We start from the raw sequence: 21,117 nt of genomic DNA on the forward strand, positions 1-21,117 counted from the left end.
GGTTACGGTGAGAAACCGTGGGCAACAGCCCAATAACATCAAGTTGTAATTGATAAGGAAAAGATCATGGCACAAGTCATCAATACAAACAGCCTGTCGCTGTTGACCCAGAACAACCTGAACAAATCTCAGTCTTCCCTGAGCTCCGCTATCGAGCGTCTGTCCTCTGGTCTGCGTATCAACAGCGCGAAAGATGATGCTGCTGGTCAGGCGATTGCTAACCGCTTCACCTCTAACATCAAAGGTCTGACTCAGGCGTCCCGTAACGCCAACGATGGTATCTCCATCGCGCAGACCACTGAAGGTTCTCTGTCTGAAATCAACAACAACCTGCAGCGTGTTCGTGAGCTGGCGGTTCAGTCTTCTACTGGTACCAACTCCCAGTCTGACCTCGACTCTATCCAGGCTGAAATCACTCAGCGTCTGAACGAAATCGACCGCGTATCTGGTCAGACCCAGTTCAACGGCGTGAAAGTGCTGGCGAAAGACAACACCCTGACCATCCAGGTCGGTGCCAACGATGGCGAAACCATCGATATCAACCTGCAAGAAATCAACTCCAAAACCCTGGGGCTGGATTCACTGAACGTACAGAAAAAATATGATGTTTCTGACGTTGCTGCAGATTTTGGCTATAAAGATACTGCCCAGGCGTTTGTTACTACTGGTTTTGCTGCTGATGCAGCGGCAGCGGGGAAGTTTGGTGCGGCCGTAGATGATGCAACTGCTACCAATTTTAAATTTGATGCAGCTAGCAATAAATACTATGCAGATGTGGCATCAGTTAAAGATAATACTGTAAATGGTACATATGAAGTTGATGTTGTTGCGGGAACTGGCGTAGTAACACTGAAAGACAAGACCGCGGATACAGTTCCTGCAGGGGCCCAGGCTGTTAGTAAGGTGCAACAAAAAGCAACGCCTGATCTTACTGCGGCAAAAGCTGCTCTGGAAAAAGGTGGAGTTTCCAATGCGGAAGCAACATCAGCTACCTTGGTTAAGGTTTCCTATACTGATAAAAATGATAAAGCAATTGATGGCGGTTACGCGCTGAAAACTGCAAGCGGTAAATATTATGCTGCCTCAGTCGATGAATCCACCAAAGAAGTCTCTATCAAAGAAGTAGCGTATACAGATAAAGATGGTAAGGCAGCAACTGCTGCAGTTCAACTTGGCGGTGTCAACGGCAAAACAGAAATAGCAACTGTTGGCGGCAAGGATTATCTTGCTGATAAAGTAAAAAATCACAATTTCAAAACTGAACCTAAAGTGAATGAAATTGCGACTGCAACTACTGACAGCCCGCTGGCTAAAATCGACGCGGCGCTGGCGAAAGTTGCTGACCTGCGTTCCGACCTGGGTGCGGTACAGAACCGTTTCAACTCTACCATCACCAACCTGGGTAACACCGTAAACAACCTGTCTGAAGCACGTAGCCGTATCGAAGATGCTGACTACGCGACCGAAGTGTCCAACATGTCTCGTGCAAACATTCTGCAACAGGCGGGTACTTCTGTTCTGGCACAGGCTAACCAGACCACGCAGAACGTCCTGTCTCTGCTGCGTTAATTTACACTTATCGCGCAAACCCCGCTCCGGCGGGGTTTTTTACATTCAGCTTTACCCGTAACCCCCAAATAACCCCTCATTTCACCCACTATTCACCCGATTAAAACCCCTGCAGAAACGGATAATCATGCCGATAACTCATTTAACGCAGGGCTGTTTATCGTGAATTCACTGTATACCGCTGAAGGTGTAATGGATAAACACTCGCTGTGGCAGCGTTATGTACCGTTGGTGCGTCACGAAGCATTGCGCCTTCAGGTGCGTTTGCCGGCGAGCGTAGAACTGGATGACCTGCTACAAGCGGGCGGCATCGGGTTATTGAATGCAGTCGACCGATATGACGCTTTGCAAGGAACGGCATTTACCACTTACGCAGTGCAGCGTATTCGTGGAGCGATGCTGGACGAACTACGTAGCCGGGATTGGGTGCCGCGTAGCGTTCGGCGCAATGCTCGCGAAGTGGCACAGGCGATGGGGCAACTGGAGCAGGAATTAGGGCGTAACGCGACGGAAACCGAAGTGGCGGAGCGTCTGGCTATTCCTGTGCAAGAGTATCGTCAGATGTTGCTTGATACCAATAATAGCCAACTCTTCTCCTACGACGAGTGGCGGGAAGAGCATGGCGATAGTATTGAGCTGGTGACGGAAGAACATCAGCAGGAAAACCCGTTACAGCAGCTACTTGAGGGTAACCTCCGCCAGCGCGTGATGGACGCGATCGAAGCGTTGCCGGAACGCGAAAAGCTGGTGTTAACGCTGTACTACCAGGAAGAGCTGAATCTGAAAGAGATTGGCGCGGTACTGGAAGTGGGGGAGTCACGGGTTAGCCAGTTGCACAGTCAGGCCATCAAACGTCTACGCACCAAGCTGGGTAAGCTATAGGGGTACATTATTACCCCTGAACAATGCCGCATTACGAATTGACTACCAGGAGTTCTCATGACGGTGCAGCAATCAAAAAGACGGCCTCTAAGCCGCTACCTCAAAGATTTCAAACACAGCCAGACGCATTGCGCCCATTGCTTTAAGTTGCTCGACAGGATCACGCTGGTTCGCCGCGGGCAAATTGTGAATAAAATCGCCATCGCCCGACTGGACACGTTGCTGAATGAAGCAGAGTGGGAACAGGAGAAAAAAGAGTGGGTGGCGCTGTGTCGTTTTTGTGGTGATTTGCACTGCAAAGAGCAGAGCGACTTTTTTGACATTATCGGCTTCAAGCAATTTTTATTCGAGCAGACCGAAATGAGTCACGGCACGGTACGCGAATACGTTGTGCGCCTGCGTCGCCTCGGGAATCATCTGACCGAACAAAATATCTCTCACGATCTGCTGCAGGAAGGGTTTCTCGACGAAAACCTTGCCCCGTGGCTACCGGAAACCAGCACCAACAATTACCGCATCGCCTTGCGTAAGTATGAGCAGTTTAAAGCCCATACGCATATGGGACATATGCAGAAATCCTCCTGGACAGCCAGTTCTGATATATATTAAAAACGAATAAGGTGTAACAGAGTCGTGTTTGTGGATCACGGCAAACGCTTTACACTGTAGTCATAAATGATAGTCACTAATGACAATATTCGGGGTAACTATGAAATTAGCACTTCTGGGACGTCAGGCTCTGATGGGTGTAATGGCTGTTGCACTTGTCGCCGGAATGAGCGTGAAGACTTATGCAGATGAAGGTCTGTTAAATAAAGTTAAAGAGCGCGGCACGCTGCTGGTGGGCCTGGAAGGGACCTATCCCCCGTTTAGTTTTCAGGGCGATGACGGCAAGCTGACCGGTTTCGAAGTGGAGTTTGCCGAGGAACTGGCCAAGCATCTCGGAGTGAAAGCCACGCTGAAGCCGACCAAATGGGACGGTATGCTGGCTTCTCTTGATTCCAAACGCATTGACGTGGTCATCAACCAGGTGACTATCTCTGATGATCGTAAGAAAAAATACGATTTCTCTACCCCGTATACGGTCTCTGGTATCCAGGCGCTGGTGAAGAAAGGCAATGAAGGCGTTATTAAGACTGCTGCCGATCTGAAAGGTAAAAAAGTCGGCGTGGGTCTGGGAACCAACTATGAAGAGTGGCTGCGCCAGAACGTGCAGGGCGTGGATATTCGTACCTATGATGATGACCCGACCAAATATCAGGATCTGCGTGTAGGTCGTATCGACGCCATCCTGGTTGACCGTCTGGCCGCGCTGGATCTGGTGAAAAAAACCAAGGATACGCTGGCCGTTACCGGTGAAGCATTCTCCCGCCAGGAGTCCGGCGTGGCGCTGCGTAAAGGCAATGAAGATCTGCTGAAAGCGGTGGATGCAGCCATTGCTGAAATGCAGAAAGACGGTTCGCTGAAAGCCCTGTCTGAAAAATGGTTTGGAGCAGATGTGACGAAATAATCGTCATCTGATGAAAAAAGGCGCCTTTAACAGCGCCTTTTTTTATTTCATTGCGCCTGAACGTGCATAATAAAAGAACATCACAACAACGAATACCGGAGGCTGTATGCCGCTGCATAATTTAACGCGCTTTCCACGTCTGGAATTTATTGGCGCGCCAACGCCACTCGAATATCTTCCGCGCCTCTCAGATTACCTCGGGCGCGATATTTTCATTAAACGCGATGACGTCACGCCGATGGCTATGGGCGGCAATAAGCTGCGTAAGCTGGAGTTTCTGGCCGCAGACGCGCTGCGTGAAGGCGCGGATACGCTGATAACCGCGGGTGCGATTCAGTCTAACCACGTTCGTCAGACGGCGGCGGTCGCCGCTAAGCTTGGCCTGCACTGCGTGGCGCTGTTGGAAAATCCGATAGGCACCACTGCCGAAAACTATCTCACCAATGGCAACCGTCTGCTGTTGGACCTGTTTAATACGCAGATTGAAATGTGCGATGCGCTTACCGACCCTAATGCACAGCTGCAGGATCTGGCGACGCGGATTGAAGCGCAAGGGTTCCGCCCGTATGTGATCCCGGTTGGGGGTTCCAATGCACTGGGTGCGCTGGGCTATGTGGAAAGTGCGCTGGAAATTGCCCAACAGTGTGAAGGGGCCGTTTCGCTCTCTTCCGTAGTGGTGGCCTCGGGCAGTGCGGGAACCCATGCCGGACTGGCCGTGGGCCTGGAGCAATTGATGCCAGACGTCGAACTCATCGGCGTGACCGTCTCACGCAGCGTGGCGGATCAAAAGCCCAAAGTTGTTGCATTGCAGCAGGATATTGCCAGGGAGCTGGAACTGCCGGCCTCAGCGGAAATCCTGTTATGGGACGATTATTATGCGCCGGGCTACGGTACGCCAAACGAAGAGGGCATGGAGGCGGTAAAACTGCTGGCGCGCCTGGAAGGCATTTTGTTGGATCCGGTGTATACCGGCAAGGCGATGGCGGGTCTGATTGATGGCATCAGCCAGAAGCGCTTCAAAGATGAAGGGCCAATTCTCTTTATTCATACTGGTGGGGCACCTGCGCTGTTTGCCTACCATCCTCACGTGTAACGACCAGGTAGAAAAACGCTAATGCATGAAAGTATCCAACTGGTGATTGATTCTCTGCCGTATCTGCTCAAGGGCGCAGTGTTTACGCTGCAACTGAGTATCGGTGGGATGTTCTTTGGCCTCGTGCTGGGGTTTATCCTGGCGCTGATGCGTCTGTCGCCGCTGCTGCCTGTGCGCTGGCTGGCGCGCTTTTATATCTCTATCTTTCGCGGAACGCCGTTGATTGCCCAGCTGTTCATGATCTATTACGGTCTGCCGCAGTTTGGTATTGAGCTTGATCCTATTCCGGCGGCGATGATTGGCTTATCGCTTAATACGGCGGCCTACGCAGCGGAAACGCTGCGTGCGGCAATCTCCTCCATCGACAAAGGGCAGTGGGAAGCGGGTGCCAGTATTGGTATGACGCGGTGGCAAACCATGCGCCGGGCAATCCTGCCGCAGGCTGCGCGGGTTGCGCTCCCACCGCTGAGTAACAGCTTTATCAGCCTGGTGAAAGACACCTCTCTGGCCGCGACTATTCAGGTACCGGAACTGTTCCGTCAGGCGCAGTTGATTACCTCGCGTACGCTGGAGGTATTCACGATGTATCTGGCAGCCTCGTTGATTTATTGGGTGATGGCGACGGTGCTTTCTGCACTGCAAAACTATTTTGAAGAGCAACTGAATCGCCAGGAGAGAGAGCCGAAATGAGTGCTATCGAAGTCAGAAACCTGGTCAAAAAATTCCATGGGCAAACGGTGCTGCATGGGATCGATCTTGACGTCAAACCCGGTGAAGTTGTGGCGATTATCGGGCCGAGCGGTTCGGGCAAAACGACGCTGCTGCGCAGCATTAATTTGCTGGAGCAACCCGAGGCGGGCACCATTAAGGTGGGTGAGATTACCATTGATACCGCGCGTTCGTTAACTCAGCAGAAAGGTCTGATTCGTCAGTTGCGCCAGCACGTGGGCTTTGTGTTCCAGAACTTTAATTTGTTCCCGCATCGCACGGTGCTGGAAAACATTATTGAAGGTCCGGTGATTGTTAAAGGCGAACCGAAAGCCGAAGCGACAGCCCGAGCGCGCGAACTGCTGGCGAAAGTCGGGTTAGCTGGTAAAGAAACCAGCTATCCGCGGCGTTTGTCCGGCGGGCAGCAGCAGCGCGTAGCGATTGCCCGGGCGTTGGCGATGCGCCCCGAGGTGATTCTGTTTGATGAGCCTACCTCCGCGCTTGATCCTGAACTGGTTGGCGAGGTACTTAATACCATACGTCAACTGGCGCAGGAAAAACGCACCATGGTGATTGTGACGCATGAAATGAGCTTTGCGCGCGACGTTGCCGATCGGGCGATATTTATGGATCAAGGACGGATAGTGGAGCAGGGGCCAGCTAAATCCTTATTCACGCATCCGCAGCAGCCGCGAACCCGTCAGTTTCTTGAAAAGTTTCTGATGCAATAAATAGTGCATGCAGCACTCGTCGAAATTGTTTTTTGGCGAGTGCTGTTCGCATAACTATTTATAATTATTGCTTTATTATTAACTCCCAATACCGTTACTTCCTGCCGTCGTTGAGTAATGCTCAAGTAATTGACCATTTGTCCGATAATTTGCATATATAAAATACATTTATGTGTTAGCTTGTTTCATATGTTTGGATGATTATCAATCTCAGGGGTGTTACCACTTAGTATGCAGGGTCATGATTTCTTCACCTGGCGACGGAGTATGCTGTTACGCTTTCAGGAAATGGCGACGGCAGAGGATGTCTATAATGAATTACAACAACAGACGCAGCATTTAGAGTTCGATTTTTACGCGCTCTGTGTTCGTCATCCCGTACCTTTTACCCGACCTAAAACGTCGCTTCACACGACCTATCCCAAAGCATGGGTGGCGCATTATCAGTCCGAGAATTATTTCGCTATTGATCCGGTGCTGAAGCCTGAAAACTTCAGTCAGGGGCATTTACCCTGGAACGATACCTTATTTCGCGATGCACAGCCCCTGTGGGATGCCGCGCGCAATCACGGTTTACGTAAAGGGATGACGCAATGCTTAATGTTGCCTAATCGGGCGTTGGGTTTTTTATCGGTATCGCGTGCGAGTGTCCGTAATAGTCGCTTTGCAAACGATGAGGTAGAGCTCAGGATGCAACTGCTGGTGCGGGAAAGCTTGTCGGTACTGACGCGGCTGCAAGATGACATGGTCATGGCGCCAGAGATGCGCTTTAGCAAGCGGGAAAAAGAGATATTGAAATGGACGGCAGAGGGGAAAACCTCTTCAGAGATAGCGATAATTCTGTCGATTTCTGAAAATACCGTTAACTTTCACCAGAAAAATATGCAAAAGAAATTTAATGCACCCAACAAAACGCAGATCGCCTGTTATGCCGCGGCAACCGGGCTGATCTGAGTAAATTATCGTTCTGAGTGTCAGACGCAAACCCGGCTGAGAGCATCGCTGTCAGCCGGGTTCTTATTACTGGCGGTAGGCCTGTTTAATTTGCTTAACAGTGCTGGAAAATACCGCAGCCTGTGATTGATCTTCAATCAGCGCGATCTGTTTTTCCATTTTAAGAATCACGCGCCCTGCATCGGCTTGGCCCATTGCCTGCAGCATCAGCGTTAACATGGCTTTCAGGCAGGTGACTTCGTTGGCCAGTTCCTGGTTATTCTCAGCAGTGGAAAAGTCAGGCGTACTCATTTATTTTCCTCGTTATGTTTCAATGAAAAAGTGCGATGTCAAATCTTAAGGCGCCGGAGTATACCATAAGCGAGGCTAAAAATATCAGCGGTTGTTTTCTGCGCAAACATAAGTCGCGGACATTAAAATAAACAACATGTTGCACTGCATATATTTTCTCCATCTGTTGTTTATTTCGAGTATTTTACTCGTTAATTATTGTTACAACTTTAGCTGCCTATTTTGCATTCAACGGACGAATATGAATTTTTTGTCACTATTCTGAAACAGCTATGCAGATATAACCGTGGCAAAAGGTTGCCATAACAGAAAGTTTCCACTCGTCGTACCTTCTAATTTCCAAAAACGAGAGCAAAATCGAAAGACGGCGATTTTTACATTTCAAAGTTGAGATAAAACCCGTTAACATAGGACCGATTAACTATCGGTAGCGTTATCCCTATTCTGGAGATATTCCTTTGATCAACGTTTTTCTTGTTGATGACCACGAACTGGTGCGCGCAGGGATACGACGCATTCTTGAAGATATAAAAGGCATTAAAGTTGTCGGTGAGGCGTGCTGCGGTGAAGATGCGGTAAAATGGTGCCGCTCAAATTCCGTTGACGTTGTGCTGATGGACATGAATATGCCCGGTATTGGTGGCCTTGAGGCAACGCGTAAAATTGCGCGTTCAACGGCTGACATTAAAGTGATCATGCTGACTGTCCATACCGAAAACCCGTTACCTGCAAAAGTCATGCAGGCGGGAGCCGCGGGCTATCTCAGTAAGGGGGCTGCGCCCCAGGAGGTCGTGAGTGCGATTCGTTCGGTTTATTCTGGCCAACGTTATATTGCCTCCGATATCGCTCAGCAGATGGCGCTTAGCCAGATTGAGCCTGAGAAAACGGAAACCCCGTTTGCCAGTTTGTCTGAACGTGAGTTGCAGATTATGCTGATGATCACCAAAGGTCAGAAGGTCAATGAGATCTCAGAGCAACTGAATCTTAGTCCTAAAACGGTGAACAGCTATCGCTATCGAATGTTCAGTAAATTAAACATTCACGGCGATGTTGAGCTGACTCACCTGGCAATTCGCCATGGCCTGTGTAATGCGGAGACATTAACAAGCCAGTGACCGATCAGTTTGATGCCAAAGCGTTCCTGAAAACCGTGACCAGTCAGCCCGGCGTTTATCGTATGTATGATGACGCCGGGACGGTCATCTACGTCGGGAAAGCGAAAGACCTGAAAAAAAGGCTTTCCAGCTACTTCCGTAGCAACCTCGCATCGCGTAAGACCGAAGCACTGGTCGCGCAAATACAGCAGATTGATGTCACGGTAACGCACACCGAAACCGAGGCGTTATTGCTTGAGCACAACTACATCAAGCTGTATCAGCCGCGTTATAACGTTTTGCTGCGCGACGATAAATCCTATCCTTTTATTTTCCTCAGCGGCGATACCCATCCTCGCCTGGCAATGCATCGCGGGGCCAAGCATGCCAAAGGCGAGTACTTTGGACCGTTTCCTAACGGCTACGCTGTACGCGAAACGCTGGCGTTGCTGCAGAAAATCTTCCCTATTCGTCAGTGCGAAAATAGTGTTTATCGCAATCGCTCGCGGCCCTGTCTGCAATATCAGATTGGCCGCTGCCTCGGTCCGTGTGTGGCGGGCCTGGTGAGTGAGGAAGAGTATGCGCAGCAGGTTGATTACGTTCGTCTGTTCCTGTCCGGGAAAGACGATCAGGTATTAACGCAGCTGATCGCCCGGATGGAAAAAGCCAGCCAGAATCTCGAGTTTGAAGAGGCTGCCCGCATTCGTGACCAAATTCAGGCCGTACGCCGCGTGACCGAAAAACAGTTTGTCTCTAATACCGGAGACGATCTGGACGTCATCGGCGTGGCGTTTGACGCTGGCATGGCCTGTGTGCACGTGCTGTTTATTCGCCAGGGTAAAGTGTTAGGCAGTCGTAGCTATTTCCCGAAAGTACCAGGTGGAACAGAACTCGGCGAGGTCGTTGAAACCTTTGTCGGACAGTTTTATCTGCAGGGAAGTCAGATGCGCACCTTACCCGGTGAGATCCTGCTCGATTTTAATCTTAGCGATAAAACCCTGCTGGCAGACTCTCTGTCTGAGCTGGCCGGGCGGAAGATCAACGTTCAGACGAAACCGCGAGGCGATCGCGCGCGGTATCTGAAGCTGGCGCGTACCAACGCGGCGGTGGCGTTAACCACAAAACTTTCCCAGCAGTCGACCATTACTCAACGCCTGACGGCGCTGGCATCAGTACTCAAGTTACCCGCAGTGAAACGCATGGAGTGCTTTGATATCAGCCACACGATGGGCGAGCAGACGGTAGCCTCCTGCGTGGTATTCGATGCCAATGGACCACTGCGCGCCGAGTATCGCCGCTATAACATCACGGGTATTACGCCGGGTGATGATTATGCGGCAATGAATCAGGTTCTCCGTCGGCGCTACGGTAAGGCGATTGAAGAAAGTAAGATTCCGGACGTCATATTGATCGATGGCGGGAAAGGTCAACTGGGGCAGGCGAAAGCCGTTTTTGCTGAGCTGGACGTTCCCTGGGACAAACAGCACCCGCTTTTGTTGGGTGTGGCAAAAGGGGCCGATCGTAAAGCTGGCCTGGAAACGCTGTTCTTTGAGCCGGAAGGTGAGGGCTTTAGCCTTCCGCCGGATTCGCCAGCTTTGCACGTTATCCAGCATATCCGCGATGAATCTCACGATCATGCGATTAGCGGGCACCGTAAAAAACGGGCGAAGGTGAAAAGTACCAGCACGCTGGAGACTATTGAAGGTGTCGGGCCGAAGCGTCGGCAGATGTTGTTGAAATATATGGGCGGTTTGCAAGGCCTTCGTAACGCGAGTATTGAAGAAATTGCAAAAGTGCCGGGTATTTCGCAAGCTCTGGCAGAAAAGATCTTCTACTCGTTGAAACATTAGGCCCTCTGTAGCAACATAGGGGTAATTTTACTGACAACAGATAGTTATCCGTCATATGCAATTTAATATCCCTACGTTGCTCACGCTGTTTCGCGTCATCCTGATCCCATTCTTTGTATTGGCTTTTTATCTGCCATTCACCTGGGCTCCCTTCGTTTGTGCGCTGATCTTCTGTATTGCGGCGGTCACCGACTGGTTTGACGGCTATCTGGCGCGTCGCTGGAACCAAAGTACGCGTTTTGGCGCCTTCCTCGATCCGGTCGCTGATAAGGTACTGGTGGCTATCGCGATGGTGCTGGTGACCGAGCACTATCACAGCTGGTGGGTAACGCTTCCTGCCGCCACGATGATCGCGCGTGAAATTATTATCTCTGCGCTGCGTGAGTGGATGGCTGAACTGGGTAAACGTAGCAGTGTGGCGGTGTCCTGGATCGGCAAAGTGAAAACCACTTCGCAAATGGCCGCGCTCGCATGGCTGCTGTGGCGTCCAAATATTTGGGTAGAGTACGCCGGGATCGCACTTTTCTTCGTCGCCGCGATACTGACGTTGTGGTCAATGTTCCAGTATTTGAGCGCTGCGTGGGGAGATTTGCTTGAACAGTGATCGTTTCGGCGCAAATTTCAGCAAACGATCGTCAGTGGTGAAAAATATCGTTGACTCATTGCGTCAGGTAAGTAGAATGCAACGCATCGAACGGCAGCGCTGATTGCCAGACGATAACAAAATCAAGTGATTAACAAAGTTACTTGGTGATGCGGGAATAGCTCAGTTGGTAGAGCACGACCTTGCCAAGGTCGGGGTCGCGAGTTCGAGTCTCGTTTCCCGCTCCAAATTAAAGACATCGGCAATAGCGGATGTCGGCTGAAAAGCCAGAAGATTTTGGCGCGTTAGCAAAGCGGTTATGTAGCGGATTGCAAATCCGTCTAGTCCGGTTCGACTCCGGAACGCGCCTCCAATTTCTTCCCGAGCCCGGATGGTGGAATCGGTAGACACAAGGGATTTAAAATCCCTCGGCGTTCGCGCTGTGTGGGTTCAAGTCCCACTCCGGGTACCATGGGAAAGAAAAGAATAATCAAAGCAATAAGCAGTGTCGTGAAACCACCTACGGGTGGTTTTTTTGTGCCTGAAATTTCCTGCTTCTCGCGCAGCGAACCTTCAAGATCAGAAATCCCCTGGCTTTCATCCTTTGTGCATTAAAGGCATTTGGGGTGTAACGCAGCATATCACCCTGACGGGCGCAACACAGATACGCCAACGCTATTGCAACTCTTACCGGTCTATTTGCACCATCAATATGCGGTGAACTAACAGATTAGATGAAAACAAGCATAGTCACTATCAGCGTGCAGCATGAGCTCTTAAGGCCTGTCAGCCAGTCGTTGAGATAGATTTTCTGATACATATGAAACTCTCCCTGTTTTGAAATTCTTTTTTATGATTCCAGAAGTCAGGAGGGGCGGCTACAGGTCATGAGAGATAAACGTTCGCAGCCGAGGGGCCTCGAAGACCATTTATTCGACAAAACTCAACGCGTAATCCGGGGATGAGTACTTCTGAGTCACGGAGACTTAAGGCTGAAATGTGAAGCTGTACATCTTTGCGACCATCGGAGGGGGAGATAAGGCCTTTACCGCTCTTGCAGTCAAAGGCTTTGACAATTCCTGTCATTTTACGAGACAAAAAAATTCCTTAAAGCTAATAACGTGTTGCACTATACACATACCCCTGGATAATGCCAGAAATATTTTTCAGCAATCGTGAGATCTGGATAGCTAAAATAAACATTGATTATTATATACGCCCGTGCGTTAATGGTCGCGTCGGTTTGAAGAACAGACAAAATACAAAGTAGTTTACTAAAGCAGTTCTCATTTCAGGTGTTTTATATTTATCCCTTCTTTGAGTCTCCCCACTAAGCACTAAGTAGTTTCTGTAATAAAACCATGTTCGCCGGAAGGCCAAATTAAGGAATACAAAATGTCAAAAAAGATGAATGGTTTAGTAAAATGGTTTAATGCCGATAAGGGATTCGGTTTTATTTCTCCTGTTGACGGTAGTAAAGATTTATTTGTACATTTTTCTGCTATCCAGAGCGATAATTTCCGCACCTTGTTTGAAGGGCAAAAAGTCTCTTACTCCATTGAGAATGGTACTAAAGGTCCGGTTGCTGGCAATGTAGTTATTACAGAGTAAATCCTTTTTTTGTCTGTATGCGATAACGAAGAAGGCTAAAGCCTGAGTAGACATACTGACAAAAGCAATGAATGTATTGTTGGGTCAGTAGAGATGAAATGTTACTGATCCGGCATTCAGGGCAATGGTCAGCATATTTCATCTCTCTTTTGCATGAGAAAGTATGCTGACCATTGTGATTACGTGTAGGTCGCTGCACGAAAAGTCTAACCACTTGCTTTGCACGACAACATACGCAAGAGGATAGCTTTTCCCAGATATCACCATAATTTTTATTTTTTTAATATGAAAATACTAAACCCGCAGCCAGCGGGTTTTCTGTTATCTGTAGCTTGATAAATATTAAAATACAGAGGTGGTGATTCTGTTCCAGAAATAGAGTCTAAAACGGATTCAGGCTGCTTCTTTTTGGTTTGTCTGGAATACTTTATTGCAATGAGGACAGATTAAAAGAGAACCTTTTTGTACTCTTGAAAAACTGTGTTCAGATTGTTGGGTACAGTTTGGGCAGGTGCATTTGACAAGATAGTTGCGGCGTGATTTAGAGTCTTTACGTTCTGACATAGGCTTTTCCTTGAGTGGATGAACTTCAACCATACCCTAATTCGTCCAAAAAATCTTAACTTTATGATGTTTTGGATATGTAAATATAAAGAAAAGGTATCGCAAAGAGCCTGATGATAAGGGCGGCTTCCCAAATTTATTTCTGTAATCCTCAATCTCCCTGGCTGCGTGGTTCTAATGAAAATACGAACAGATTGCTCAGACAGTATTTTTTAAAAGGAGCTGGCTTATCGGTTCGCAGCCAGCAAAGAATTAACATTGTTGCATCCAGCGGTTGAACGCACAGCAAAAAGCGGACGTTTTTGAGCTCAGTAAAAAAGGACGTTATATTTTCGCCTGATTGACGCGGGATGAAAGCTCCTGATGGCTCTCTTTTCGTTCGCTGTAGCGATCGGCAAGGTAATCGGTTTGACCCTTGAGCAGCAGCGTGATTTTAAACAACTCCTCGGCGACATCGACGATACGATCATACCAGGACGAAGGTTTCATTCGCCCGTTCTCATCGAATTCTTGCCAGGCTTTGGCTACTGAGGACTGGTTAGGGATCGTGAACATCCTCATCCAGCGCCCAAGGATACGCATCTGGTTCACGGCGTTAAAAGATTGCGACCCGCCGCAGACCTGCATCACCGCCAGTGTTTTTCCCTGTGAAGGGCGAACGGCCCCTTCGCTTAAGGGTATCCAGTCGATCTGTGCCTTCATCACCGCACTCATTGCCCCATGCCGCTCCGGGGAACTCCACACCATCCCATCACACCATCTGACCAGCTCGCGCAGCTCGGTGACTTTTGGGTGCGTATCTGGGGCATCATCCGGCAGGGGTAAACCTGAGGGGTTAAACAGTCTTACTTCCGCTCCCATCGCCGTCAGCAGGCGTCCCGCTTCTTCTGCGGCAAAGCGACTGTAAGAACGCTCTCTTACCGAGCCATACAGGATCAGTATGCGTGGCGGCTCCTGGAGCTGCAGGCGTTCAGCAATCTGCTGATCGAAGCAATCAGCATTCAGTGCAGGAAAGTGTTCCATTTTTTACTCCTCCGGGAGGTTCTGTGATTTCAAATTCAACACATATGATTTATCATATATGTATTCTAAAGGGAACGGAGTAAAAAATGCTACAGCCAGTTCAGCTTTTTAAAATCCTGTCGGATGAAACCCGTCTCGCCATTGTTATGCTTCTCCGGGAATCCGGCGAACTGTGCGTATGCGATATATGCGCGGCGACCTCTGTATCACAGCCTAAAATCTCTCGCCACATGGCTATTCTGCGTGAAGCAGAGCTGGTGCTTGACCGCCGGGAAGGCAAATGGATTCACTACCGTCTGTCTCCCCACATGCCAGCGTGGGCCGCTGAGACGATCACGACGTCCTGGCAGTGTCTGAGGAAAGATGTGGGTGAATGGCTGAAAAAATCAGCCTGCACATCCTGTTGAGAGAATTTGTCATATTCACATAATCATATATAAAGGAATCTAAAATGCTTTTGGCAGGGAGTATTTTTATACTGACGCTGGTCCTGGTCATCTGGCAGCCCAGAGGTCTCAGCATTGGCTGGAGCGCAAGTATCGGAGCCTTACTGGCACTGGGGACGGGGGTCATCCACATTGATGATATTCCCGTAGTCTGGAATATCGTCTGGAACGCAACAGCGGCATTCATCGCGGTGATTATCATCAGCCTGCTGCTTGATGAGTCCGGTTTCTTTGAATGGGCCGCGCTGCATGTCTCCCGCTGGGGTAACGGGCGTGGTCGCCTGCTGTTTACCTGGATAATACTGCTTGGCGCTGCTGTTGCTGCGCTGTTTGCTAACGACGGTGCAGCACTGATACTGACGCCGATTGTGATTGCGATGTTGCTCGCCCTGGGGTTCAGCCAGGCGACGACGCTGGCCTTTGTCATGGCTGCAGGATTTATCGCAGATACTGCCAGCCTGCCGCTGATTGTCTCTAACCTGGTCAATATTGTCTCGGCGGATTTCTTCGGCCTGGGCTTTACACAGTATGCCTCCGTGATGGTCCCTGTAAACCTGGCGGCCATTGCTGCCACGCTGGTCATGCTCCATCTCTTCTTCCGCCGCGATATCCCGGCCAGATATGACGTTTCACTGCTCAAGATGCCTGCCAGTGCGATTAAAGATCCGGCGACGTTCAGGGCGGGCTGGATTGTTCTGCTGTTCCTGCTGGTCGGTTTCTTTGTTCTGGAGCCGCTGGGGATCCCTGTAAGCGCGATAGCAGCAGTTGGGGCTGCGGTGCTGTTCGTGGTAGCCAAGCGTGGCCACGCCATTAATACCGGGAAAGTGCTGCGTGGGGCGCCCTGGCAGATCGTGATTTTCTCGCTGGGTATGTATATGGTCGTCTACGGCCTGCGTAATGCAGGACTCACCGAGTATCTTTCTGCTGTACTCAATATGCTGGCAGACAAAGGTTTATGGGCTGCCACGTTCGGTACCGGCTTCCTGACTGCCTTCCTGTCGTCTGTGATGAACAATATGCCGACGGTGCTGATTGGTGCATTGTCCATAGACGGGAGTGCTGCGACTGGCGTCGTCAAAGAGGCGATGATTTATGCCAATGTGATTGGCTGCGATTTAGGTCCTAAAATCACCCCGATAGGCAGTCTGGCAACTCTGCTGTGGCTTCATGTGTTGGCACAGAAAAATATGACCATCACCTGGGGATATTACTTCCGCACCGGCATTATCATGACTCTGCCCGTGCTGTTCGTCACGCTGGCCGCGCTGGCGTGGCGGCTCTCTGTCACTTTGTAATGAGATACTGATATGAGCAACATTACCATCTATCACAACCCGGCCTGTGGCACCTCGCGTAACACGCTGGAGATGATCCGTAACAGCGGTAACGAACCAACTATTATTTATTATCTCGATACGCCCCCGACTCGTGATGAACTGACCAAACTGATTTCAGATATGGGCATTTCAGTACGCGCATTGCTGCGCAAGAACGTTGAACCTTATGAGCAATTGGGTCTTGATGAGGATAAGTTTTCTGATGAGCAGTTGATCGATTTTATGATTCAGCATCCGATCCTGATTAATCGACCGATTGTTGTGACGCCGCTTGGTACGCGTCTTTGTCGTCCCTCAGAAATTGTGCTGGATATTTTACCTGAAGCTCAGAAAGGCTTTTTTACCAAAGAGGATGGCGAAAAGGTCATTGACGAAACAGGGAAACGGGTTAAGTAATCTTTCCGCTTAATATTATCGGGTGCCTGTTGACTTCATACCGGTGCCTGCTCTTCGCTGATAACCCTCGTTCACGACTGGAGAAGCTGATTTGCGGGGGTATCAAAACAGGTTCATTAGCCTGCCCACTTGCCAGAAGAGGCATTTGTCTCACTCCGAATGCATTTCGTTTATCAATTATTGAAATAAATATATACATAATAGTTTTTGATTAGCAGAACTTACCGATGCAGGTCAGTTGAGGCAATTTCATTTCCCTTAGGGTAAGAGTCAAAAACTATCATGAAACAAGAGCTTGTATTGACAGATGAAGACTTACTTGCACGAGGTAACGATCGTTACGTCTTTCAGCATCCACAGGATAGTAACCTGCTGATCAAAATCGTTATTTCAGATATTGCGAACTATAAAAGCAAGTTACGGGAAGTCTTCCGGGACCTCAAAGAATGCAAGCCTGGTCATCAAACAGACTCTCTTTATATGCAAAAGATCGAAGGTCTTGTTGAAACAAATAAAGGTCTAGGGCAGATCACTGTGAAGGAGTGCGATGAGCATGGCAACATTGCTCAAACTCTTTATCAGCTTGCTCTGAAAAAAGAACTCGATGACAGCAAATTGCAGAAGCTGAATGCTTTTTTAGCATGGTTTGTCAGCACCAAAGTCATTATTAACTCCCTGCATTGTAAAAACATTGTTTATGCCTGGGATAGCGAGCGTCAGGATTATCGCTTCAAAGTCATTGACGGGTTTGGTGACAAAACGTTTTTTCAACTCAGTAAGCTTTCGCAATCAGTTCGCGATAAGAATAAAATCAAATGTCTCAAGCGGATGCTTAACGATTTGAACGGTCTGCAACAAGCTTAACCACGCAGGTTAAAAATAATCGAATCACCAGTTTTCTGTTGCCGAATTTCCGATCCCGCATAACTGATTAACAAAGGTGTTTACGCAGAAGTAAGTTACATATTAACTTCTTGAAAAATATCCTGAACTGCTCGGCGTTCGTGCTGTGTGGGGGCAAATCCCACACCGGTACCATGGGAAAGAATAGAACAATCAAAGCAATAAGCAGTGTCGCGAAACCACCTACGGGTGGTTTTTTTGTGCCGGCTTTTGACGAACCATAGGTATTTTGCGCCAAGTAAGCCTGCCAGAGCGTTAAGCCGCCCGCTACACACCCCCATTGCCAATCAATCTATCGACGAATCGGTGCATTAAACATAAACCTTCCCCGAGCAGGGTTGTTAATAAAGCCATCCCGGGCGGGATTATAGTTGTGGTCCTGAAAACCATTCATCATGATGGGATCGCCTATGCCATCCTGAATCGCCAAATGTCTGTGGATTCGGTTACGTGCCCTGAATGTGAAAGCGAAATCATCCGCCTCGCTAATGATGATGACGCCATGTCCTGCAAGAAGTGCCGCACTTAACTCATGCTCTCTTGCGGCCTGGTTTTGTAACGCGCTGGCTGCGGCAGACGATGACGCCAGCAGCAATACGAGGACGGCGCATGAAAATACCGATGGCAGTTTCATGATTAATACCCATTAAAGTATGGCTATTAAAGTATAGTCTTATGTCGTCATCTCATCTGAATAGAACATGAACAATTTAAGCCTGTTGCCTGTACAGAGTCTGAGGGGGCTGGAGAGGAGTGCCGCACAATTAAGAACTATAATAAAAACAGTCGGCAGTTGATGACTCCAGTTTGCAGATAGTACCGATACAGGGGGCGGTTATGCGCGTCTCATTTTCTCCGCGAGTTGCGTTCACCGCTACGACATCTGGCTGGATAACTATCATGGACTCCCTGCCAAAGTGATCAGCTATGCGCCAGATGGGCAGCGATTAGAAACTGTTCTTCTGGATGCTATGGTTATCAACACCCGTTTCCCCGTCAATTTTTTCACGCCTTGAGGGAGCCTGCACTATGGCTGACTATCAGTTTTCCACAGTCTGGCGTGTTGAGGCTTCAATTCAGGAGGTATGGGATGTTTTTTCCCATCCGGATAGCTGGCCTGAATGGTGGGGAAGTCTGGAACGCATCGTTGAGATAAGGAAAGGGGATTTACGGGGTATTGGGGCGTTGCATCGTTATACCTGGAAAGGGGCGCTTCCTTATCGCTTAACCTTTGATATCAATGTGTTGAAAATACGGCCTTGCACACTGCTTGAAGGACAAGCCAGCGGCGCGGTGGAAGGGCGAGGGGTTTGGTCTTTTACTGCCAATGGTACAGCGACTATTGTCAGATATGACTGGAATGTGCGTACCACGATCCGCTGGATGAATTATCTCGCCCCGCTGGCAGCACCTGTATTTCGCTGGAATCACAATACGGTCATGCGCGAGGGGGCAAGAGGGTTAGCCCGCAAACTGGCAACGACTGTGTATATAGTCTGAACGTATCTCCGCTGCTGTACTTTTTTGGCTGTAAATGGCTTAATAGCAACCTTGTAGTTTCTCACTTCATTCACAGTTAACAGGTCTGTTATTGATGAATAATCTCCATCGACTCGCCTTTTTATGCCAGCCTCTGTCTGCTGTGATGATCGCTTACGGTTTCCCCTTTAGCCGTAGCTCAACTCTTACAACCTGGACAGACAGCAATGCAACGTCGTCAATTTCTCAAAAATAGCGTTCTCCTTTCCGCCGCCGGATTAGTCGGCCCTGCAGTCATTAGCCAGACGGTACGTGCCGCTGAGCCATCCGTTGCGCCAGTGGCTCGTCGACGCTTTGTCTTATCTCAAACGTATAAACTTAATCCTCCTAAGGGATCGAGCGGCGTGGTGAAACTGTGGATCCCGCTACCGGTGGATACCGCGTTTCAACAAATGACAGCGCTTGCCTTTAGCGGAAACTATAAGCAGGCGTACGTCACCACCAATAATACCTACGGCGCGAAAACGCTGTTTGCCACCTGGGCTGACTCGCAGGGTGAAATGTTGGTTAACGTTGATATCGACATTGAAACCGCCGACTGGGAACCGCTGAAGCAGGACGAGCTGAAAAACTGGCAGGCACCTGAGCAGATTATTTATCCGCTGGATGTAAAACCGTATCTGTTGCCGACGGCACATACCCCAGTTGATGGACGGGTCCTGGAAACCGCGCGTAAAATCACCGGTAATGAGCAGGATCCGCTGATAAAAGCGCGCCTGATTTACGAATGGGTCAGCAGCCATATGGAGCGTGACAACGACGTTATTGGCTGCGGCACGGGGGATGTGGCGGAGATATTAAAAAGCGGTAAGCTCAAAGGAAAATGCACCGACATGAGCTCCGTTTTTGTTGCTCTGGCGCGGGCCAGCGGTATTCCGGCGCGCGAACTGTTTGGCATCCGTCTGGGCAAGGCCAATAAGCTCGAACGTTACTCGAAAAGTGCTTTTGGCACAGCCGACAGTGCAGGCGTTGCCAACGTGAGCGGCGGTCAACACTGCCGCGCTGAGTTCTATCTGGCAGGTTACGGTTGGTTACCGTGCGATCCTGCTGACGTGACCAAAATGCGTCTGGCAGAGAAAAAAACGCATCAGGATGCCGATGTCCAGGCGGTTAACGCTTACCTGTTTGGTAACTGGGAAATGAACTGGGTTGGATTCAACTACGGACGTGATTTCGAGTTGTATCCGGCAACGGAGCAGGGGGCCATGAATAACTTTGGTTATCCTTACGCTGAAGTCGATGGTGACCCGATCAATTTCTATGATCCTAAAGCGTTCTCCTACAGCTATGTCGCCACAGAACAACGCTAAAGGTGCGGGGCTTACCCTGTTGACGGCTGCTGCGGCCGCCGTCACCGCTGGCTTATGCTGTGTTGGACCGCTACTTTACCTGCTGTTTGGTATTTCGGCGGCGAGCTTCGCCGTTTTCACCCGGTTTGAGTTTTTGCGAACTCCTCTGGTACTGCTGTCCCTGGGATTATTACTGCGTGTCTTCTGGCGGCTCTATTTTTCCAAACGGTTGTGGTGCTCCGGGTGGTTAACTCTGAAGCAAGCGCGCGTTCTCTACTGGTGCGCGCTGGCATTGATTTTGCCGGTGCTATTTTACCCAACGCTTGTTGCCTGGTTTTATGAGGTATTTGAATGAAGATCTTCGCGTTAGTTGCATGCTTGCTGTTGCCGCTGTGGGCTCAGGCGGCCAATCAAAAAGTGGTGCTGGATATACAAAATATGACCTGCTCGTTATGCGTTATTTCGGTCAATCAGGCGCTACGTGAAACCGACGGCGTGATTAAAGCAAAATCCTCTCTCAAAACCCGGCAGGCAGAAGCCATCGTGCCAGAAGGTTTCCCAACCGATACTCTACTTAACGCAGTAGCGAAAACGGGCTATACCGCAACGCTCAACCGTATTGAACAACAGTAAACCACCTGCGGGTGGTTTTATTGTGTTTTCCCGGTATGATTCCCGGCGGCTTAGTGTTCTCTTTTGTGCGTTAACTACCGGAATTCCCCTCTTTTCCTGTTAACCTGAACA

General features: G+C 49.5%; 27 protein-coding genes, 3 tRNA genes and 1 pseudogene. 24 read left to right on the forward strand and 7 right to left on the reverse strand.

Annotated elements, in window-relative coordinates:
• Window positions 1–66 precede the first annotated feature (66 nt).
• From OGV52_RS18805 to sdiA, 8 genes are all read left to right on the forward strand, one after another.
• On the forward strand, window positions 67–1,569 hold the full coding sequence (locus tag OGV52_RS18805; protein WP_287108945.1) for a FliC/FljB family flagellin: 1,503 nt from the start codon (window positions 67–69) through the stop codon (window positions 1,567–1,569).
• 162 nt (window positions 1,570–1,731) lie between these two features.
• Complete coding sequence (gene fliA / locus OGV52_RS18810) at window positions 1,732–2,451, forward strand: RNA polymerase sigma factor FliA (RefSeq protein WP_016153479.1); 720 nt, start codon at window positions 1,732–1,734, stop codon at window positions 2,449–2,451.
• A gap of 57 nt (window positions 2,452–2,508) precedes the next feature.
• A complete protein-coding gene (gene fliZ, locus OGV52_RS18815) occupies window positions 2,509–3,060 on the forward strand; it encodes a flagella biosynthesis regulatory protein FliZ (protein WP_016153478.1) in 552 nt (183 codons plus the stop codon).
• Window positions 3,061–3,160: 100 nt separating this feature from the next.
• Window positions 3,161–3,961, forward strand: a complete 801-nt coding sequence (gene tcyJ / locus OGV52_RS18820; RefSeq protein ID WP_016156835.1) for a cystine ABC transporter substrate-binding protein — start codon at window positions 3,161–3,163, stop codon at window positions 3,959–3,961.
• A gap of 106 nt (window positions 3,962–4,067) precedes the next feature.
• Entirely contained in the window at window positions 4,068–5,054 is a 987-nt protein-coding gene (dcyD, locus tag OGV52_RS18825) for a D-cysteine desulfhydrase (protein WP_181547990.1), read from the forward strand.
• A 21-nt stretch (window positions 5,055–5,075) separates the two neighbouring features.
• Window positions 5,076–5,744, forward strand: coding sequence for a cystine ABC transporter permease (gene tcyL, locus OGV52_RS18830; RefSeq protein ID WP_003030474.1), 669 nt, complete (start codon window positions 5,076–5,078; stop codon window positions 5,742–5,744).
• Entirely contained in the window at window positions 5,741–6,493 is a 753-nt protein-coding gene (tcyN, locus tag OGV52_RS18835) for an L-cystine ABC transporter ATP-binding protein TcyN (RefSeq protein WP_003030477.1), read from the forward strand. Before tcyL ends, tcyN begins: the two co-directional genes overlap by 4 nt.
• A gap of 231 nt (window positions 6,494–6,724) precedes the next feature.
• On the forward strand, window positions 6,725–7,447 hold the full coding sequence (gene sdiA / locus OGV52_RS18840; RefSeq protein WP_016156833.1) for a quorum-sensing transcriptional regulator SdiA: 723 nt from the start codon (window positions 6,725–6,727) through the stop codon (window positions 7,445–7,447).
• A gap of 66 nt (window positions 7,448–7,513) precedes the next feature.
• On the opposite strand, the gene OGV52_RS18845 is transcribed toward sdiA, so the two are convergent.
• Both OGV52_RS18845 and OGV52_RS23575 read right to left on the reverse strand, forming a co-directional pair.
• Window positions 7,514–7,738, reverse strand: coding sequence for a DUF2594 family protein (locus OGV52_RS18845; RefSeq protein ID WP_016153474.1), 225 nt, complete (start codon window positions 7,736–7,738; stop codon window positions 7,514–7,516).
• Between the two features lie 19 nt (window positions 7,739–7,757).
• Entirely contained in the window at window positions 7,758–7,901 is a 144-nt protein-coding gene (locus tag OGV52_RS23575; protein ID WP_428839379.1) for a hypothetical protein, read from the reverse strand.
• Between the two features lie 295 nt (window positions 7,902–8,196).
• On the opposite strand from OGV52_RS23575, the gene uvrY reads away from it, so the two are divergent.
• The 6 genes from uvrY to OGV52_RS18875 all read left to right on the forward strand — a co-directional run bounded on the left by uvrY (window position 8,197) and on the right by OGV52_RS18875 (window position 11,737).
• Window positions 8,197–8,853: a UvrY/SirA/GacA family response regulator transcription factor gene (gene uvrY, locus OGV52_RS18850; protein WP_006684079.1), complete on the forward strand. Its 657-nt coding sequence runs from the start codon at window positions 8,197–8,199 to the stop codon at window positions 8,851–8,853.
• Window positions 8,850–10,682, forward strand: a complete 1,833-nt coding sequence (uvrC, locus tag OGV52_RS18855) for an excinuclease ABC subunit UvrC (RefSeq protein WP_016153473.1) — start codon at window positions 8,850–8,852, stop codon at window positions 10,680–10,682. Before uvrY ends, uvrC begins: the two co-directional genes overlap by 4 nt.
• Window positions 10,683–10,737: 55 nt before the next feature.
• Window positions 10,738–11,286 (forward strand): CDP-diacylglycerol--glycerol-3-phosphate 3-phosphatidyltransferase, encoded by a 549-nt coding sequence (gene pgsA / locus OGV52_RS18860; protein WP_016153472.1) that lies wholly within the window; start codon window positions 10,738–10,740, stop codon window positions 11,284–11,286.
• A 151-nt stretch (window positions 11,287–11,437) separates the two neighbouring features.
• Window positions 11,438–11,513 (forward strand) — tRNA-Gly (locus tag OGV52_RS18865).
• 51 nt (window positions 11,514–11,564) lie between these two features.
• Window positions 11,565–11,638, forward strand: a tRNA-Cys gene (locus OGV52_RS18870).
• Window positions 11,639–11,650: 12 nt separating this feature from the next.
• A tRNA-Leu gene (locus OGV52_RS18875) sits at window positions 11,651–11,737 on the forward strand.
• A gap of 258 nt (window positions 11,738–11,995) precedes the next feature.
• Here OGV52_RS18875 and OGV52_RS23580 read toward each other — a convergent pair.
• Together OGV52_RS23580 and cspH are read right to left on the reverse strand one after the other, a co-directional pair.
• A complete protein-coding gene (locus tag OGV52_RS23580) occupies window positions 11,996–12,085 on the reverse strand; it encodes a hypothetical protein (protein WP_448839122.1) in 90 nt (29 codons plus the stop codon).
• 65 nt (window positions 12,086–12,150) lie between these two features.
• Window positions 12,151–12,363 (reverse strand): cold shock-like protein CspH, encoded by a 213-nt coding sequence (gene cspH / locus OGV52_RS18880; RefSeq protein ID WP_049040548.1) that lies wholly within the window; start codon window positions 12,361–12,363, stop codon window positions 12,151–12,153.
• A gap of 297 nt (window positions 12,364–12,660) precedes the next feature.
• On the opposite strand from cspH, the gene cspA reads away from it, so the two are divergent.
• On the forward strand, window positions 12,661–12,876 hold the full coding sequence (cspA, locus tag OGV52_RS18885; RefSeq protein ID WP_016153470.1) for an RNA chaperone/antiterminator CspA: 216 nt from the start codon (window positions 12,661–12,663) through the stop codon (window positions 12,874–12,876).
• Between the two features lie 393 nt (window positions 12,877–13,269).
• Here cspA and OGV52_RS18890 read toward each other — a convergent pair whose 3' ends face one another.
• The gene (locus OGV52_RS18890) at window positions 13,270–13,440 is read right to left on the reverse strand and encodes a YnfU family zinc-binding protein (RefSeq protein ID WP_162835200.1); all 171 of its coding nucleotides are present in this window, start codon (window positions 13,438–13,440) and stop codon (window positions 13,270–13,272) included.
• 131 nt (window positions 13,441–13,571) lie between these two features.
• On the opposite strand from OGV52_RS18890, the pseudogene OGV52_RS18895 reads away from it, so the two are divergent.
• A pseudogene (locus OGV52_RS18895) lies at window positions 13,572–13,718 on the forward strand (IS30 family transposase); the annotation flags it as partial.
• A 46-nt stretch (window positions 13,719–13,764) separates the two neighbouring features.
• Here OGV52_RS18895 and arsH read toward each other — a convergent pair.
• Window positions 13,765–14,463, reverse strand: coding sequence for an arsenical resistance protein ArsH (gene arsH / locus OGV52_RS18900; RefSeq protein ID WP_016153469.1), 699 nt, complete (start codon window positions 14,461–14,463; stop codon window positions 13,765–13,767).
• A gap of 86 nt (window positions 14,464–14,549) precedes the next feature.
• Here arsH and OGV52_RS18905 point away from each other — a divergent pair, with 86 nt between their 5' ends.
• The 4 genes from OGV52_RS18905 to OGV52_RS18920 all read left to right on the forward strand — a co-directional run bounded on the left by OGV52_RS18905 (window position 14,550) and on the right by OGV52_RS18920 (window position 17,506).
• Complete coding sequence (locus tag OGV52_RS18905; protein WP_049040547.1) at window positions 14,550–14,870, forward strand: transcriptional regulator; 321 nt, start codon at window positions 14,550–14,552, stop codon at window positions 14,868–14,870.
• Between the two features lie 44 nt (window positions 14,871–14,914).
• Window positions 14,915–16,204: an arsenic transporter gene (locus OGV52_RS18910; RefSeq protein ID WP_047502092.1), complete on the forward strand. Its 1,290-nt coding sequence runs from the start codon at window positions 14,915–14,917 to the stop codon at window positions 16,202–16,204.
• 12 nt (window positions 16,205–16,216) lie between these two features.
• A complete protein-coding gene (gene arsC / locus OGV52_RS18915) occupies window positions 16,217–16,642 on the forward strand; it encodes a glutaredoxin-dependent arsenate reductase (RefSeq protein ID WP_287108947.1) in 426 nt (141 codons plus the stop codon).
• Window positions 16,643–16,924: 282 nt separating this feature from the next.
• On the forward strand, window positions 16,925–17,506 hold the full coding sequence (locus OGV52_RS18920; RefSeq protein WP_047502094.1) for a YrbL family protein: 582 nt from the start codon (window positions 16,925–16,927) through the stop codon (window positions 17,504–17,506).
• A 331-nt stretch (window positions 17,507–17,837) separates the two neighbouring features.
• On the opposite strand, the gene OGV52_RS18925 is transcribed toward OGV52_RS18920, so the two are convergent.
• The gene (locus OGV52_RS18925; protein ID WP_200047005.1) at window positions 17,838–18,179 is read right to left on the reverse strand and encodes a hypothetical protein; all 342 of its coding nucleotides are present in this window, start codon (window positions 18,177–18,179) and stop codon (window positions 17,838–17,840) included.
• Between the two features lie 395 nt (window positions 18,180–18,574).
• On the opposite strand from OGV52_RS18925, the gene OGV52_RS18930 reads away from it, so the two are divergent.
• The 4 genes from OGV52_RS18930 to OGV52_RS18945 all read left to right on the forward strand — a co-directional run bounded on the left by OGV52_RS18930 (window position 18,575) and on the right by OGV52_RS18945 (window position 21,006).
• Entirely contained in the window at window positions 18,575–19,045 is a 471-nt protein-coding gene (locus OGV52_RS18930; protein ID WP_053389504.1) for an SRPBCC family protein, read from the forward strand.
• A 206-nt stretch (window positions 19,046–19,251) separates the two neighbouring features.
• A complete protein-coding gene (locus tag OGV52_RS18935) occupies window positions 19,252–20,394 on the forward strand; it encodes a transglutaminase-like domain-containing protein (RefSeq protein ID WP_287108949.1) in 1,143 nt (380 codons plus the stop codon).
• On the forward strand, window positions 20,372–20,728 hold the full coding sequence (locus OGV52_RS18940; RefSeq protein ID WP_016153461.1) for a mercuric transporter MerT family protein: 357 nt from the start codon (window positions 20,372–20,374) through the stop codon (window positions 20,726–20,728). The genes OGV52_RS18935 and OGV52_RS18940 overlap by 23 nt, the downstream gene beginning before the upstream one ends.
• Window positions 20,725–21,006, forward strand: a complete 282-nt coding sequence (locus tag OGV52_RS18945; protein ID WP_016153460.1) for a heavy-metal-associated domain-containing protein — start codon at window positions 20,725–20,727, stop codon at window positions 21,004–21,006. The genes OGV52_RS18940 and OGV52_RS18945 overlap by 4 nt, the downstream gene beginning before the upstream one ends.
• The last annotated feature ends 111 nt before the right edge of the window (window positions 21,007–21,117 follow it).

Source organism: Citrobacter sp. Cb041, assembly GCF_030336655.1.
Lineage (GTDB): Bacteria > Pseudomonadota > Gammaproteobacteria > Enterobacterales > Enterobacteriaceae > Citrobacter > Citrobacter braakii.

Bases quoted from the DNA above. Each gene is read 5' to 3' on its own strand.
- OGV52_RS18940 (WP_016153461.1), top strand. From the start codon at position 20,372: ATGTCGCCACAGAACAACGCTAAAGGTGCGGGGCTTACCCTGTTGACG.
- OGV52_RS18920 (WP_047502094.1), top strand. From the start codon at position 16,925: ATGAAACAAGAGCTTGTATTGACAGATGAAGACTTACTTGCACGAGGT.
- tcyJ (WP_016156835.1), top strand. From the start codon at position 3,161: ATGAAATTAGCACTTCTGGGACGTCAGGCTCTGATGGGTGTAATGGCT.
- OGV52_RS23580 (WP_448839122.1), bottom strand. From the start codon at position 12,085: ATGTATCAGAAAATCTATCTCAACGACTGGCTGACAGGCCTTAAGAGC.
- OGV52_RS18945 (WP_016153460.1), top strand. From the start codon at position 20,725: ATGAAGATCTTCGCGTTAGTTGCATGCTTGCTGTTGCCGCTGTGGGCT.
- OGV52_RS18925 (WP_200047005.1), bottom strand. From the start codon at position 18,179: ATGAAACTGCCATCGGTATTTTCATGCGCCGTCCTCGTATTGCTGCTG.
- arsH (WP_016153469.1), bottom strand. From the start codon at position 14,463: ATGGAACACTTTCCTGCACTGAATGCTGATTGCTTCGATCAGCAGATT.
- sdiA (WP_016156833.1), top strand. From the start codon at position 6,725: ATGCAGGGTCATGATTTCTTCACCTGGCGACGGAGTATGCTGTTACGC.
- dcyD (WP_181547990.1), top strand. From the start codon at position 4,068: ATGCCGCTGCATAATTTAACGCGCTTTCCACGTCTGGAATTTATTGGC.
- OGV52_RS18935 (WP_287108949.1), top strand. From the start codon at position 19,252: ATGCAACGTCGTCAATTTCTCAAAAATAGCGTTCTCCTTTCCGCCGCC.
- tcyN (WP_003030477.1), top strand. From the start codon at position 5,741: ATGAGTGCTATCGAAGTCAGAAACCTGGTCAAAAAATTCCATGGGCAA.
- OGV52_RS18890 (WP_162835200.1), bottom strand. From the start codon at position 13,440: ATGTCAGAACGTAAAGACTCTAAATCACGCCGCAACTATCTTGTCAAA.
- OGV52_RS18910 (WP_047502092.1), top strand. From the start codon at position 14,915: ATGCTTTTGGCAGGGAGTATTTTTATACTGACGCTGGTCCTGGTCATC.
- OGV52_RS18905 (WP_049040547.1), top strand. From the start codon at position 14,550: ATGCTACAGCCAGTTCAGCTTTTTAAAATCCTGTCGGATGAAACCCGT.
- arsC (WP_287108947.1), top strand. From the start codon at position 16,217: ATGAGCAACATTACCATCTATCACAACCCGGCCTGTGGCACCTCGCGT.
- OGV52_RS18845 (WP_016153474.1), bottom strand. From the start codon at position 7,738: ATGAGTACGCCTGACTTTTCCACTGCTGAGAATAACCAGGAACTGGCC.
- OGV52_RS23575 (WP_428839379.1), bottom strand. From the start codon at position 7,901: ATGGAGAAAATATATGCAGTGCAACATGTTGTTTATTTTAATGTCCGC.
- fliZ (WP_016153478.1), top strand. From the start codon at position 2,509: ATGACGGTGCAGCAATCAAAAAGACGGCCTCTAAGCCGCTACCTCAAA.
- OGV52_RS18805 (WP_287108945.1), top strand. From the start codon at position 67: ATGGCACAAGTCATCAATACAAACAGCCTGTCGCTGTTGACCCAGAAC.
- tcyL (WP_003030474.1), top strand. From the start codon at position 5,076: ATGCATGAAAGTATCCAACTGGTGATTGATTCTCTGCCGTATCTGCTC.
- cspA (WP_016153470.1), top strand. From the start codon at position 12,661: ATGTCAAAAAAGATGAATGGTTTAGTAAAATGGTTTAATGCCGATAAG.
- OGV52_RS18930 (WP_053389504.1), top strand. From the start codon at position 18,575: ATGGCTGACTATCAGTTTTCCACAGTCTGGCGTGTTGAGGCTTCAATT.
- pgsA (WP_016153472.1), top strand. From the start codon at position 10,738: ATGCAATTTAATATCCCTACGTTGCTCACGCTGTTTCGCGTCATCCTG.